The organism is Methylobacterium fujisawaense, assembly GCF_039619325.1.
Lineage (GTDB): Bacteria > Pseudomonadota > Alphaproteobacteria > Rhizobiales > Beijerinckiaceae > Methylobacterium > Methylobacterium fujisawaense.
Map to the genome: position 1 here is coordinate 1,253,077 of NZ_CP155000.1, position 12,558 is coordinate 1,265,634.

Sequence of the window (12,558 nt, forward strand, 5' to 3'; positions counted from 1 at the left end):
GCCGCACGCGGGCGTGCCGACCTTGCGGCTCGGCCCTCGGCTTGAGGTTTTTCCGCATCGCCGGACGAAACTCTTACAGAGACGGCGTGGATTGTCGCTTTGTCGCCCGCCTGCGCAGGTTCCGACGATTGCATCGTGTGGGGAGCTCTGGTTAAGGGCTCTGCGATCTTCGAAACAATGGTCCGACCCGAGCGTTCAGACGCAGGCCGAGCGTTCGGGTCGGACCATCGGTACAGCCGATGGATCGGTGCGGTTCCGGGGCGCGGGGACGGCGTTGGAACCGGCAGACTCCGTACGTGCCCGGCCCCGCCGGATGTCCCCGCGACACGCGAGACGTACCCAACTGAGAAAGGTCAGATGAGCGCATTCGACTACAGGAATTTCGACGACCGTCGTCAGAACTCCCAGAACGCCAAGGCCGCCTTGCTGGCCAAGTTCAAGGCCCGTCCGCCGGCCGATGATCCGGAGGTGATCGCCAAGGCGAAGGCCCGCGCGGAGATCGCCAAGGCCCGCGAGGAGCGTTCCCGCGAGCGCGAGGCGGCCCGGATCGCCGCCGAGCGGCAGGCCGCCGAAGAGAAGCGTCAGCGGGAGGAGGCGGAACTCGCCGCCCAGCTCGCCCGCGAGGCCGCCGAGTTGGCCGCGGCGCAGGAGCGCAAGTCGGCCGAACTGGCTGCCAAGAAGGCCCAGCGCGATGCGCGCTACGCGGCCCGCAAGGCAAAGGTCAAGACCAAGCGCTGAACGCGCACCGACGGCTCCTTCACGCCACGGAAACCGAAGACGTCCGCCCGCCAGGCGGGCGTCTTCGCGTTTTGGGTCATGCCCGCTCGGCAACCGCTGCGTGTGCCCGCGCGTTGGGGCCGGTCGAACCCGCGACGTCCTCGCTCGGCGGGCGCAGCCGAGGTCGCGATGCAATCCTGGACGAGACTGGCCCTCATCGTCGGCGCTCTGCCGATCCTCCTCGCCGCCGAACAGGCCCACGCGCAGGATTCGGAGACGGTGACCGCCTGCGAGACGCTGATCTCCGCACGCCGGATCGATGCTGCCGCGGGTACCGAGCGTCAAGCGCTTGGGGAGACCGGTTGCCGCCGCATCCCCCGCAGCGCCATCGGCGCCGTCGAGCAACGGGCCTTGATCGGCGGGGCGCCTTACGAGTGCATGAGTGTTGCCGATACGGGGCGGTGTCTCTGGGTTGTCCCGTAAGCCGGGCACACCCTCGTTTTTCGGTCAGGCCAGCACTCTGACGAAGCTTCACGGCTCAGCAAGACGCGCTATTTCTCACGTCTTGAGCGTGTGAGCCCTGAACATCAGTATGCCGCGTATCCTCGAAAGCACCCGCGTGTCGATACTCGCCGCGGTCTGGATCGCATCGGCGCTGAGCTGTGGAACGGCCCGCGCAGAGCCTCCGATTCGGAGCCCCGAGGATGCGGCATGCCGCCTTGAGGCCCGCGCCAAGGTGTTCTCCACGCCGAACCCTCAGGGTTTGGAACTCGAGGAGATCGGGCGGCGAATCTATTTCGCCTGCATGAAGCGCGTCGCACAGGTGACCGCGCCGGCGGCCCGGCGCGGTGGTCGGCGGCATCGCAGCCGACGCCGCTGAGCGGCGGTGCTGCGGTCAGGCGTCGAGCGGCGCGCCGATCCGCGCGCGGAGGCGGAGACGCAGGGCTTCGTTGCCACCCTCGGCATCGAGCGCGGCCATCAGGCGCAGCAATTGGCTGAGCGGGGTCGAACGACACGCGACGGCGTCGGCGATCTGCTCCGGCAGGGACTTGGCGGCCGGAACGTAGCGCGGTGCCGGGCCGGCCTGATGAGTCTGGGGCATGCGAGGCGCTCGTCCTTCGAAAGAGTCCAGATTGGCGGGCGGGTCGCTACGCCTTTCGATCGACGGACACCAGCCCCTTTCGCGCGATTACGTAGCCGGCATCAGTCTCCGTCACCGTGGGGCAACAGCGCGGCGGTAAAGTGTGGACGACTCGGGCTGAGAGTCCGAATCGGCTTGCCCGATCGCGATTTCAGGTGCCGGCCAGCGGCGAGGACGCGAACCCGGCGAGCAGGTCCTGGGGATCTCGATAGATCGCCACGCAGCCCGCAGCGGTCAGATCCGCTTCCGGGAAGCCGCCGCAAAGCAGGCCGATCGTGGGCAGTCCCGCCTTTGCAGCGGCCTCGGCATCGTAGGGCGTGTCGCCGACGACGTGCGCCGCGTCCGGCGCCACGCCGTCGAGCTTCCGCAAGGCGGCCTGGAAGATGTCAGGATGCGGCTTCGAGCGGTCGGCATCGTCCGCACTGGTGGCGACGTCCACGAGATCGCCGATCCCGAGGATCTCGGTGTAGCGATCCACCTCGGTACGCTTGCCGGACGAGGCCAGGGCGATGGTCAGGCCAGCCTCGTGGATGCGCTCGAACAGCTGGCGGACACCGGGGAAGGGCCGCACATCCGGCAGGTAGCGCCGCTTGAACAGGTCCGAGCGGTACGCCTCGATCGCTTCGCCCTCTCGCTTGATCCGCTCTTGCGACAGGAAGACGGGCATCAACTCGTCGCCGCCCTTGCCGATCTGTCGGCGCACTTCCGCCGGGTCTGTCGTCACGCCGAAATGCGCGAAGGCCTCGACCCAGGCGCGGGCATGCAGATCGACGCTGTCGAGCAGCGTTCCGTCGATGTCGAAAATCGCCGCGCGCATCGCGAGCCCCCTCGCGGTGCCCGGCGCCCGCGTTCGGCCGGACAACCGGGCCGAGGCCAGCCTGTTCCTTGAGACCGGACCCGCGGACCCCGATGCTGGAACGACGGAAGCCCGCCTCCCCTCGGGAAGCGGGCTCCTGAAACGTCATCGGCGCGGCGGCGCCGGCCAGTCAGTGCATCGAGGCTGCGGTCCGGGCAGGCTTCGCCTTGGCGGCGAGGCCCGCGGTCACCGCCGCCTTGGACGCGCGAACGGTCTTCGGGGCCACCGGCTTCGCGGCGGCCTTCACGGCCGCGGGCTTGGCAGCGGTCGGCTTGGCGGCGGTCGGCTTAGCGGAGGCCGACTTCGTGGTCGCAGACTTGGCGTCCGCAGACTTGGCGGCCGCGGGCTTGGCTGAAGCGGTCTTCGCAGCGGCGGCCTTGGTGGCCTTCGGAGCTTCGACCGTCTTGGAGGCGACGCCGGCCGCCAGCATCGCGTTGGCGCGCAGCTCGGCTTCGGCGCGGATCCAGTGGGCGGCCGCATGGCCGTGAATCCGGCCCTCGTTCTCCCAGATGTAGTAGGCGCATTCGCGCACCTGGTGCTCGCTGATCAGCATGCAGTCGATCTCCTGTCCGTCCCGGGATCGACGATGGGAGAGCCGGGTTAAGCGTCGGTTAACCCTGCCCGCCGGGGCCGGGAGCCGGACGCGGCCCGCTCCGAGCGAACGTGCGCGCGGCCTATTCGGCGATCCCGAGCACCCGCCGCGCCTCGGTCAGGAGTACCGCGTGGCGAGCCGCACCCGGTCCCTGATCCGGCGCCTCGCGTCCGGCCCGGGCGATCATCTCCTGGAACCGGCGCCGGTCGAGGGCGCGCTGGCCGATGCTCGCGAGGACGGCCGACAGCACGGTCCGGACCGCCTCGGTGCGCTCGTCGGCCATCGCCACGGCTTCGGCCGACGCGGTGTTCTCCCGCGCCGCGTCGTGCTCGGTGGCCGCCTTCGTGCGCGCCTCCGCGTCTTCGAGCGCGGCCGCCAGGCGCCGCCCGTCCTGCCAGGCCTGGTCGTGCTGATGGGTGCGCAACGCGAGCAGCACCTTGAGCGACGCCGCCTCCGTCCGCGCGGCTTCCAGCTTGATCTGTGTCTCGCGCAGATCCTTCAGCAATTCCTGCGCGAGGGTCTGGTCCGCGGTCACGTCCACTGCCGGCTCCTCTGGCATCCCGATTCCGCCCGTCCTGTCGCGCCGCAGCAGGAATGTCCACTCTCGTCGATGGGCGCGGACACCACGACCGGTTGAGAAAATCCGCTTGCCGGTCCACATGGGAGGCGGTGCCTCGCGGCGCCTGTCCCGGCCGGCCTTGAACCGGCGCAGCGGAGTGATCCCACCATGTTCATCCAGACCGAAGCCACGCCGAACCCGGCCACCCTGAAGTTCCTGCCCGGCCGTGTCGTCCTTCCGGAATCGACCTTCGAGGCGCGGGATCCCGAGGCCGCCGCCCGGTCGCCCCTGGCTGCGGCGCTGTTCACCGTCCCGGGTGTGGCGGGCGTCTATTTCGGGCACGACTTCATCTCCGTGACCAAGGCCGAGGACGGCTCGGAATGGGCGCAGGTGAAGCCGGCGGTGCTCGGTGCGATCATGGAGCACTTCCAGTCCGGCGTGCCCGTGATGGCCGAGGGCAGCCACGGCGAGATCGAGCCCAGCGACGAGTTCTACGACGAGGCCGACCACGACACCGTCGTGACCATCAAGGACCTGCTCGAGACCCGGGTGCGCCCGGCGGTGGCGGGCGACGGCGGCGACATCACCTTCCGCGGCTACAAGGAGGGCGTGGTCTACTTGGAAATGAAGGGCGCCTGCTCGGGCTGTCCGTCCTCCACGGCGACCCTGCGGCACGGCGTGCAGAACCTGTTCCGGCACTTCCTGCCGGAGATCCGCGAAGTCCAGGCGATCTGACGATCCGTTTCCGCGGTATAGCTCGAGGATCCTGCCGGCCGGCATCGCCCTCGAGCTTTCCCAAGGCCGTCGACGCCGCGTTTCAAGCGGGTGACGCGCGTCGTCGCCGGCGCCAGAGGGCGTGATCCCTGCCGCGGCCGCGCACCGAGCGAAGGCGTCCGACCTTGGTGCGGCCTCGGGGCCTCCCAGTGTGCAGGCCGAGCGGCGCAAGCCGGCAACACTCGACCGCCGAAGAGCCGGCTCGGTCTCCCCCGCCGCTGACGAAGCGGCGGTTTTGCTCTAACGCTTGAGACTCTTCGCGTCCGTCGTGACGCAGGAGGAAGCGGCCGGTTCGGACCGTCCTGTGGGAGTGAGCGTGCGTATCCTGGCCATCGACACAGCGCTGGACACCTGCGCCGCCTGCGTCATGGCGGAGGAGTCCGAGGCGCCCCTCGCCGCCGAGGCGCTGCCGATGGCGCGCGGCCACGCGGAATCCCTGCTGCCGCTGATCGAGCGGGTAATCGCCCGGGTCGAGGGCGGATTTGAGGCGATCGACCGCGTCGCCGTGACGGTCGGGCCGGGCAGCTACACCGGGCTGCGGGTCGGCCTGTCGGCGGCCCGGGCCATCGGACTCGCCACCGGAAAGCCGGTCGTCGGCGTCGGCACCCTCTCGGCTCTCCTCGCTCCCCTCCTGGCGGAGACCGTCGAGGGCACGATCGCGGCGGTGATCGATGCCCGCCACGGCGCCGTCTACGTCCAGGCCCTCGGTCCCGGCGACGGCCTCGCCCCCGCGCACCTCGCCGTCGAGGCGGCGGCCGAGCAGCTGGGTTCCGGCCCGGTGGTGCTCACGGGCTCCGGTGCACCGATGCTGGCCACGGCGCTCGCCGAACGCGGCGTCGCGGCGCGCGTCGCCAACGTATCCGGCCCTGATATCGCGTCGGTAGCCTCCCTCGGTCTCGTCGCAGACCCGGCGCAGGCGCTGGCACGGCCTCTCTACCTGCGCGGGCCGGATGCCCGGCCGCAGGATCATGCGCGGATCGCACGGCGATGACCCGCCCGCTGCCTTTCTGGCCCTTCGACTGGTGGTTCGCGTGGTGGGACGCGCTGACCCCGGAGCCTTACGTCGCCCCGCTCCGCGACGCGGCGCAGGCCCCTGCCCTCGCCCGGCTCCACGCGACCGCCTTCGCGCGCCCCTGGGAGGCCCACGAATTCGAGCGCATGCTCTGCGAGCGTTCGACCCAGGCGCACGCCCTGTGGCGTGCGGGCACGCTCCACGGCTTCGTGCTCTCGCGCCGGGCGGCCGACGAGGCGGAGATCCTGACGGTGGTCCTGTCCCCGGCGCTGCGCGGCGGCGGCCACAGCCGCAAGCTGCTCCGCGAGCACCTGTCGAGCCTCGCCCTCGCCGGGGTCGCCCGGGTGCATCTGGAGGTCGACGAGGGCAACGCCCCCGCCCTGCGGCTCTACGCGCGCCACGGCTTCCGACAGGTGGGCTCGCGCACCGGCTACTATCTCAAGGCCGACGGCAGCCGTGCGACTGCGCTGACGATGAGCGCCGATCTGTGACGCCGTGAGCCGCCTCGGTATCGCTTGGCGCGTCGCGGCTCTCGGCCTCGCCTTCGCGGTGCTGGGGCCGCCGCACTGGATCGCCCTGCGGCTGCTGCGTCGCCGCGCGGCCCTGGCGCCGGTCCTGTTCCACCGCGCTTTCCTGCGCCTGTTCGGGGTGCGGGTCATGCAGAGCGGAACACCCCCTGCCCCCGGCGAGGCGGCCCTGGTGCTCGCCAATCACGTCTCGTGGCTGGATATCATCGCGGTGGGCTCGCTGCGGCCGCTCTCCTTCGTGGCGAAGTCCGAGATCGCCGGCTGGCCGCTGATCGGCGCCCTCGCGGGGCTGCAGCGGACGATCTACATCGACCGGCAGCGGCGCGGGGCAACCGCCACCGTCAGCACCGCCATGGGTCATCGGCTGGCCGAAGGTGAGCTCGTCGTTCTGTTCGCGGAGGGGACCACCGGCGACGGAACCCGGCTCCTGCCGTTCCGCTCCTCCCTGGTCGGCGCAGCCCGGGCGGCATTGCAAGCCGAGGCCGGGCGCGGCCGGGTGCGCCTCCAGCCGCTGGCCATCACCTATCCCCGTCGCAACGGCCTGCCGGTGACGCGGGCCGAGCGCGCTGAGATCGCCTGGTACGGGGACATGGAGTTGGCCCCCCACCTCGCCGCCTTTGTGCAGAGCGGCCCCATCGACGTGCACGTCGTCTGGGGGGCGCCGATCGTCTTCGAGGCGACAACCGACCGGAAGGCCGCCACGGCCGCCGCGGAGGCCGAGGTGCGCGCGGCCCTGCGGGGCATCGGCGCGGGCGGCGACGGGGTCGCGCCCGCGCCGAATGTCCGGCCAGCGGCCAGCGACCTCGGCCTCCAGGGTCAGGAGATTGCGACGGTCTGAGCGGAGCCGTTCGACCGCGGGCTCGGCAGGTGGTCCCCGGCGCCGCGGTCGCGGACAGCGCGGTTCGAGACGCGCGACGGATCTGCCGATCCCGGCCGGTCTCCGCCGCGCGTCTGCCGTGCTCTACCGCTTCGGTGCGTCACCCCGGCTCATCGGACCCTTGTCCATGGCATCGGTCTTTCCCATGGGAGCCGACTTTTCCATGGCTCCCTTATGCATGGAGTCCTTGGCCATGCTGTCCTTGGCCATGCTGTCCTTGGCCGTGGAATTCTTGCTCATCGCATCCTTGTTCATGGTCTCCGCTACGGCCGGAGCCGCGGCCAGTGCGGCGGCGAAGAAGGCGGCGGAGAGCTGTAACCCGTTGCGCATGTCGAAACCTCGCGAACTGTGCTGATCGTGCAGCACATCCGGACGTTCGGCCGTCTTCGGCCCGCGGTTACGGGCCTGCAGAAAACGTTCGTCGAGCGAGTGTGTTAGCGCCCGAACAGGCCCGTTCCGGCGTCGGACGCGCGCCGACGTCAGGCTGGATGCGAGATCTTGGGGCCGCAGATCTCCGAAGATCGAGAGGCACGACCCTGGAATACATGATGCAGCGCATTGAGCGGGTCGAACCCGTCTGCTAGCTAGGCCGCAACCCGGAACAGTCGGGATTTGTGGAGGACGCCCGTTGCAAACCTGGAATCAGGTTTACGATCCGTTCGGGAGCGCTTGGCTCTCGACGCTCGCCGCTTCAGTGCCGGTCATCGCACTGCTCGCCATGATCGCCAGCGGGCGCGTGAAGGCCCATATCGCGGCCGTCATCGCCCTCGGCCTCGCCATGCTGGTGGCCATCGTCGGCTTCGGCATGCCGACCGATCTCGCCAGCCGGGCGGCCATCCTCGGGATGGTCACGGGCTTCTTCCCGATCGGCTGGATCATCCTCAACGTCATCTTCCTCTACCGCCTGACGGTGGAGAAGGGCTGGTTCGCGATCCTGCAGCAATCGGTGGCCGGCATCACGGCCGACCGGCGCCTGCAGCTCTTGCTGGTGGCCTTCGCGTTCGGCGCCTTCTTCGAGGGCGCGGGCGGCTTCGGCACCCCGGTCGCCGTCACCGGCGCGATCCTGATCGGCCTCGGCTTCTCGCCGCTCGCCGCTTCGGGCCTGTCGCTCATCGCCAACACCGCGCCGGTGGCCTTCGGGGCGCTCGGCGCGCCGATCCAGGGACTCGCCTCGGTGACCGGCTACCCGCCGGAAATCCTCGGCGCGATGATCGGCCGGCAGCTGCCGCTGTTCTCGCTGATCGTGCCGTTCTGGCTGATCTGGGTGTTCGCGGGCTTCCGCGGCATGATCCGGGTGTGGCCGCCGATCCTGGTCTGCGGCGCCTCCTTCGCGGTCGCGCAGTTCCTGATCTCGAACTACGTTAATCCCTGGATCGTCGATATCGGCGCCTCGATCGCCTCGATGCTGGCCCTGGTCCTGTTCCTGAAGGTCTGGCAGCCCCGCGAGATCTGGACGTCGCCGGCGCTGCGCGGGCACGATCCGTCGCTCGCCGTGGCCGGTCCGCGCCCCGTGGCGCTCGGCGCCGGCGTGCCCGGCACGCCCCCGGTCCATATCGGCGCACGCACGGCTTCTCAGGGCGATATCCTCTGGGCCTGGGTTCCGTGGGTCATCCTGTCCGTGGTCGTCGCCATCTGGGGAACCGGCTGGTTCAAGGGCATCGTCAACCCGATCTTCACCTGGAAGTACGAGGTGCCGGGCCTGCACAACGTGATCATGAAGGTGCCCCCGGTGGTGGCCAAGCCGGTGCCCGAGGGCGCGGTCTTCCTGTTCACCTACATGTCCTACACCGGCACGGGCGTGCTGATCGCCGCGATCATCTCCGGCCTGATCATGCGGTTCTCGCCGGTGCGCCTCGTGACGGCGTATTTCGAGACCATCTGGGCCTTGCGGTACTCGCTGATCACGATCTCGGCGATGCTCGCGCTCGGCGTCCTCACCCGCTACGCGGGCGTCGATGCGACCCTCGGCCTCGCTTTCGCCGGAACCGGCATCCTCTACCCGTTCTTCGGGACGCTCCTCGGCTGGCTCGGCGTGGCGCTCACCGGGTCGGACACGGCCTCGAACGTGCTGTTCGGCGGCCTCCAGAGGATCACGGCCGAGCAGCTCGGCCTGTCCGGCGTGCTGATGGCGGCGGCGAACTCGTCCGGCGGCGTCATGGGCAAGATGATCGACGCCCAGTCGATCGTCGTCGCCTCCACGGCCACGGGCTATTTCGGCCAGGAAGGCAAGATCCTGCGCTTCGTGTTCTGGCACTCGATCGCGCTCGCCTGCCTGGTCGGCCTGTTCGTGATGCTGCAGGCCTACGTGCCCTTCTTCCAGCAGATGGTCATCGACCTGCCCGCCGCCGCGCCGGCGGCCCACTGAGGCCGGCGGAAGAATCCTCCGCCGCACCGTTGCACCGGCCGCCTTCGGGCGGCCGGTCGCGTTTTGGCGCCGCGACGGGCCGCGCGATCCGTGCTACAGGCCACGCGCCGGCCCGCGTCGCGGGACGGGCGTGGGGATTGAAGCGGATTGGTTCAGGACGGCGCGCGTTGAAGAAGGCCTACGTCAAATCCTACGGTTGCCAGATGAACGCCTACGATGCGGCCCGCATGGCCGACGTCCTGGGCGCCGAGGGCTACACGGCGACCGACTCGGTCGAGGACGCCGATGTCGTGGTCCTCAACACCTGCCATATCCGCGAGAAGGCTGCCGAGAAGGTCTATTCCGAACTCGGGCGGCTGCGCGTCCTGAAGGGTGAACGGAAGGCGAAAGGCCTCGACACCCGCATCGTCGTAGCCGGCTGCGTCGCCCAGGCCGAGGGCGCCGAGATCCAGGCGCGGCAGCCCGCTGTCGACGTGGTGGTCGGGCCACAGAGCTATCACCGCCTGCCCGATCTCCTGACACGGTCCCGCGAGCGCCGCGTCGTCGACACCGAATTTCCCGTCGAGGACAAGTTCGACCACCTGCCCCGCCGGCGGACCCTCGGGGCCTCGGCCTTCCTGACCGTGCAGGAGGGCTGCGACAAATTCTGCGCTTTCTGCGTGGTGCCCTACACCCGGGGTGCGGAGGTCTCGCGGTCCGTGGCGGCCGTGCTCGCCGAGGCCGAGAAGCTCGCCGAAGGGGGCGTGCGCGAGATCACCCTCATCGGTCAGAACGTCAACGCCTATCACGGCGACGGGCCCGACGGCGCGCCCGTGGGTCTTGCCGCGCTGGTGCGGGCGGTGGCCAGCATCCCCGGCATCGCGCGGATCCGCTACACGACGAGCCATCCGAACGACTTCGACGAGGCCCTGATCCGGGCCCATGCCGAGGTGCCGGCCCTGATGCCCTACCTGCACCTGCCGGTGCAGTCGGGGTCGGACCGGATCCTCGCCGCCATGAACCGGAAGCACACCGGCGATGCTTATCGCCGGTTGATCGACCGGATCCGGACCGTGCGGCCGGACATCGCCCTGTCCTCCGATTTCATCGTCGGCTTCCCCGGCGAGACCGATGCGGATTTCGCCGAGACTTTGCGGCTCGTGCGCGACGTCGGGTTCGAGAGCGCATTCTCGTTCAAGTACAGCCCCCGTCCCGGGACGCCGGCCGCAGACCGCACCGATCAGGTGTCTGAGGCCGTGATGGCCGCGCGGCTCGCCGAGCTGCAGGCGCTCCTCGACAGCCAGCGGCACGCCTATCAGCGGGCGGCCGAGGGCCGGGTCTTCGACGTGCTGGTGGAGAAGCCGGGACGTCACCCGGGTCAGGTCGCGGGCAAGACGCCGCACCTGCTGGCCGTCCAGTTCGACGCCGCGCCGCACCATATCGGACAGGTGGTGCCGGTGCGGATCACCGAGGCGGGCGCCAACAGCCTGTTCGGGGAACTCGTCTCGGAGGCTGCGGCGGCGTGAGGATCGGAACGGTCGGACGGATGGCGAGGATGACGGATTGAGCGCGTCGGACGGTGGGGGCGCGCGCGGCGCGCTCCGGGGTCGCGGCCCGGCGGCGCTGCCGGCCGGATCGGACGAGGCGGTCGAGGTGCCGCTGACTTTCGACGACAACCGCCTCGCGAGCCTCGTCTTCGGCCAATACGATCAGAACGTCGCCCATATCGAGCGCCGGCTGGATGTGACCGCCACGGCGCTCGGCAACCATCTCGTCATCAAGGGCCCCGCAGACGCCGTCGAGACGGCGCGGCGGGTTTTCCAGAAACTCTACGCCCGGGTGCGGACCGGCGGCAGCACCCTCAGCCTCGGCGACGTCGACGGCGCCATCCGCGAAGCCACCGCCCAGGCGACCCTGTTCCCGGCGGCGGCGATCGCCGCCGAGGCCGACACGCCGCATTTCGAGCAGATCGCAACCCGCAAGCGCGGCGCCGTGCGGGCCCGCAATCCTGCACAGGACGAGTACATCAAGCTCCTGCGCACCAATGAGCTGGTCTTCGCCGAGGGGCCCGCCGGGACCGGCAAGACCTGGCTCGCGGTCGGCCACGCCGTATCGCTCCTGGAGCAGGGCCATGCCGAGCGGCTGATCCTGTCGCGTCCGGCGGTCGAGGCCGGGGAGCGCCTGGGCTTCCTGCCCGGCGACATGCGCGAGAAGGTCGATCCCTACCTGCGGCCGATCTATGACGCCCTCTACGACTTCATGGAGGCGCGTCACGTCGACCGCGGCCTGCAGACCGGCACGATCGAGATCGCGCCGCTGGCCTTCATGCGTGGCCGCACCCTCACCAACGCCGTGGTGCTCCTCGACGAGGCGCAGAACACGACCTCCATGCAGATGAAGATGTTCCTCACCCGCCTGGGCGAGGGGTCCCGCATGATCATCACGGGCGATCCCAGCCAGATCGACTTGCCGCCGGGCCAGAAATCCGGCCTCGTGGAAGCGGTCGGCGTCCTGGACGGCGTCGAGGGGATCGGGCGCGTGCGGTTTAAGGACGTCGACGTGGTCCGCCACGACCTCGTGCGCCGGATCGTCACCGCCTACGAGCGCGCCGCCCACGGCAGCGCCGAGGCCGACCGCAATCCCAATCCCCGCCGACGGCCGCTGGCGTGAGCATGCCGCACGCGATCGATCTCGCCGTCGAGGACGCGCGCTGGGAGACGGCGATCCCGGACCTCGAAGCCCGGGTCACGCGCGCCGTGGAAGCCGGCCTCGCCATCGCCCCCGACCGGCCGGACGGACCTGTCGAGGTCAGCATCCTGCTGGCCGACGATGCCGCGGTGCAGGACATCAACCGGACCTGGCGCGGCAAGGACAAGCCGACCAACGTCCTGTCCTTCCCCGCCGCCCCGCAGCCGGTGCATCCCGGCGTTCCGACGCCCCTCGGCGACGTGGTCCTTGCTTACGAGACCCTGGTGCGCGAAAGTGCGGAGCAGTCGAAGCCGCTCCAGAATCACCTCGCCCATCTGCTCGTCCATGGCATCCTGCATTGTCTCGGTCAGGACCACGAGATCGGCGAGGCCGAGGCCGATGCCATGGAAGCCCTCGAGGTCGCGGCTCTCGCGACGCTGGGCATCCCGGATCCCTATGCCTGAGCGCGCG

General features: G+C 70.2%; 16 protein-coding genes. 11 read left to right on the plus strand and 5 right to left on the minus strand.

Annotated features, from left to right (window positions below; genetic code table 11):
• Positions 1 to 357 precede the first annotated feature (357 nt).
• The 3 genes from ABC766_RS05985 to ABC766_RS05995 all read left to right on the plus strand — a co-directional run bounded on the left by ABC766_RS05985 (position 358) and on the right by ABC766_RS05995 (position 1,597).
• On the plus strand, positions 358 to 738 hold the full coding sequence (locus tag ABC766_RS05985) for a DUF6481 family protein (RefSeq protein WP_043351405.1): 381 nt from the start codon (positions 358 to 360) through the stop codon (positions 736 to 738).
• A gap of 168 nt (positions 739 to 906) precedes the next feature.
• Entirely contained in the window at positions 907 to 1,200 is a 294-nt protein-coding gene (locus ABC766_RS05990) for a hypothetical protein (protein ID WP_345821505.1), read from the plus strand.
• Between the two features lie 109 nt (positions 1,201 to 1,309).
• Positions 1,310 to 1,597, plus strand: coding sequence for a hypothetical protein (locus ABC766_RS05995; protein ID WP_345821506.1), 288 nt, complete (start codon positions 1,310 to 1,312; stop codon positions 1,595 to 1,597).
• A gap of 15 nt (positions 1,598 to 1,612) precedes the next feature.
• Here ABC766_RS05995 and ABC766_RS06000 read toward each other — a convergent pair whose 3' ends face one another.
• The 4 genes from ABC766_RS06000 to ABC766_RS06015 all read right to left on the minus strand — a co-directional run bounded on the left by ABC766_RS06000 (position 1,613) and on the right by ABC766_RS06015 (position 3,847).
• Entirely contained in the window at positions 1,613 to 1,819 is a 207-nt protein-coding gene (locus ABC766_RS06000) for a hypothetical protein (protein WP_345821508.1), read from the minus strand.
• A gap of 190 nt (positions 1,820 to 2,009) precedes the next feature.
• The gene (locus ABC766_RS06005) at positions 2,010 to 2,675 is read right to left on the minus strand and encodes an HAD family hydrolase (protein ID WP_345821509.1); all 666 of its coding nucleotides are present in this window, start codon (positions 2,673 to 2,675) and stop codon (positions 2,010 to 2,012) included.
• A 169-nt stretch (positions 2,676 to 2,844) separates the two neighbouring features.
• Positions 2,845 to 3,267 (minus strand): DUF2934 domain-containing protein, encoded by a 423-nt coding sequence (locus ABC766_RS06010; RefSeq protein ID WP_345821510.1) that lies wholly within the window; start codon positions 3,265 to 3,267, stop codon positions 2,845 to 2,847.
• A gap of 121 nt (positions 3,268 to 3,388) precedes the next feature.
• Positions 3,389 to 3,847: an atp-dependent helicase gene (locus tag ABC766_RS06015; RefSeq protein WP_345821513.1), complete on the minus strand. Its 459-nt coding sequence runs from the start codon at positions 3,845 to 3,847 to the stop codon at positions 3,389 to 3,391.
• Positions 3,848 to 4,033: 186 nt separating this feature from the next.
• Between ABC766_RS06015 and ABC766_RS06020 the strand changes: the two genes are divergently transcribed.
• The 4 genes from ABC766_RS06020 (at position 4,034) to ABC766_RS06035 (ending at position 7,016) form a co-directional block, all read left to right on the plus strand.
• Positions 4,034 to 4,600: a NifU family protein gene (locus ABC766_RS06020; RefSeq protein ID WP_043345741.1), complete on the plus strand. Its 567-nt coding sequence runs from the start codon at positions 4,034 to 4,036 to the stop codon at positions 4,598 to 4,600.
• Positions 4,601 to 4,955: 355 nt separating this feature from the next.
• Positions 4,956 to 5,630 (plus strand): tRNA (adenosine(37)-N6)-threonylcarbamoyltransferase complex dimerization subunit type 1 TsaB, encoded by a 675-nt coding sequence (tsaB, locus tag ABC766_RS06025; protein ID WP_043760775.1) that lies wholly within the window; start codon positions 4,956 to 4,958, stop codon positions 5,628 to 5,630.
• The gene (locus tag ABC766_RS06030) at positions 5,627 to 6,142 is read left to right on the plus strand and encodes a GNAT family N-acetyltransferase (RefSeq protein ID WP_043345740.1); all 516 of its coding nucleotides are present in this window, start codon (positions 5,627 to 5,629) and stop codon (positions 6,140 to 6,142) included. The genes tsaB and ABC766_RS06030 overlap by 4 nt, the downstream gene beginning before the upstream one ends.
• A gap of 4 nt (positions 6,143 to 6,146) precedes the next feature.
• Positions 6,147 to 7,016, plus strand: a complete 870-nt coding sequence (locus tag ABC766_RS06035) for a lysophospholipid acyltransferase family protein (protein WP_345821514.1) — start codon at positions 6,147 to 6,149, stop codon at positions 7,014 to 7,016.
• Between the two features lie 123 nt (positions 7,017 to 7,139).
• Here ABC766_RS06035 and ABC766_RS06040 read toward each other — a convergent pair whose 3' ends face one another.
• Positions 7,140 to 7,421 carry a pentapeptide MXKDX repeat protein gene (locus ABC766_RS06040; RefSeq protein ID WP_342140567.1) on the minus strand — a complete coding sequence of 94 codons (282 nt, stop codon included), beginning with the start codon at positions 7,419 to 7,421 and terminating at the stop codon, positions 7,140 to 7,142.
• A gap of 262 nt (positions 7,422 to 7,683) precedes the next feature.
• Between ABC766_RS06040 and ABC766_RS06045 the strand changes: the two genes are divergently transcribed.
• The 4 genes from ABC766_RS06045 (at position 7,684) to ybeY (ending at position 12,551) form a co-directional block, all read left to right on the plus strand.
• Positions 7,684 to 9,420, plus strand: coding sequence for an L-lactate permease (locus ABC766_RS06045; protein ID WP_075379639.1), 1,737 nt, complete (start codon positions 7,684 to 7,686; stop codon positions 9,418 to 9,420).
• Between the two features lie 167 nt (positions 9,421 to 9,587).
• The gene (miaB, locus tag ABC766_RS06050) at positions 9,588 to 10,925 is read left to right on the plus strand and encodes a tRNA (N6-isopentenyl adenosine(37)-C2)-methylthiotransferase MiaB (RefSeq protein WP_075379638.1); all 1,338 of its coding nucleotides are present in this window, start codon (positions 9,588 to 9,590) and stop codon (positions 10,923 to 10,925) included.
• A gap of 37 nt (positions 10,926 to 10,962) precedes the next feature.
• A complete protein-coding gene (locus ABC766_RS06055; RefSeq protein ID WP_043345723.1) occupies positions 10,963 to 12,069 on the plus strand; it encodes a PhoH family protein in 1,107 nt (368 codons plus the stop codon).
• A 2-nt stretch (positions 12,070 to 12,071) separates the two neighbouring features.
• Positions 12,072 to 12,551, plus strand: coding sequence for an rRNA maturation RNase YbeY (gene ybeY, locus ABC766_RS06060; RefSeq protein WP_342140611.1), 480 nt, complete (start codon positions 12,072 to 12,074; stop codon positions 12,549 to 12,551).
• The last annotated feature ends 7 nt before the right edge of the window (positions 12,552 to 12,558 follow it).

What these genes read in the sequence shown, in the direction of transcription:
- ABC766_RS05985 (WP_043351405.1), top strand. Translation starts at nt 358, where the DNA reads ATGAGCGCATTCGACTACAGGAATTTCGACGACCGTCGTCAGAACTCC.
- ABC766_RS05990 (WP_345821505.1), top strand. Translation starts at nt 907, where the DNA reads ATGCAATCCTGGACGAGACTGGCCCTCATCGTCGGCGCTCTGCCGATC.
- ABC766_RS05995 (WP_345821506.1), top strand. Translation starts at nt 1,310, where the DNA reads ATGCCGCGTATCCTCGAAAGCACCCGCGTGTCGATACTCGCCGCGGTC.
- ABC766_RS06000 (WP_345821508.1), bottom strand. Translation starts at nt 1,819, where the DNA reads ATGCCCCAGACTCATCAGGCCGGCCCGGCACCGCGCTACGTTCCGGCC.
- ABC766_RS06005 (WP_345821509.1), bottom strand. Translation starts at nt 2,675, where the DNA reads ATGCGCGCGGCGATTTTCGACATCGACGGAACGCTGCTCGACAGCGTC.
- ABC766_RS06010 (WP_345821510.1), bottom strand. Translation starts at nt 3,267, where the DNA reads ATGCTGATCAGCGAGCACCAGGTGCGCGAATGCGCCTACTACATCTGG.
- ABC766_RS06020 (WP_043345741.1), top strand. Translation starts at nt 4,034, where the DNA reads ATGTTCATCCAGACCGAAGCCACGCCGAACCCGGCCACCCTGAAGTTC.
- ABC766_RS06030 (WP_043345740.1), top strand. Translation starts at nt 5,627, where the DNA reads ATGACCCGCCCGCTGCCTTTCTGGCCCTTCGACTGGTGGTTCGCGTGG.
- ybeY (WP_342140611.1), top strand. Translation starts at nt 12,072, where the DNA reads ATGCCGCACGCGATCGATCTCGCCGTCGAGGACGCGCGCTGGGAGACG.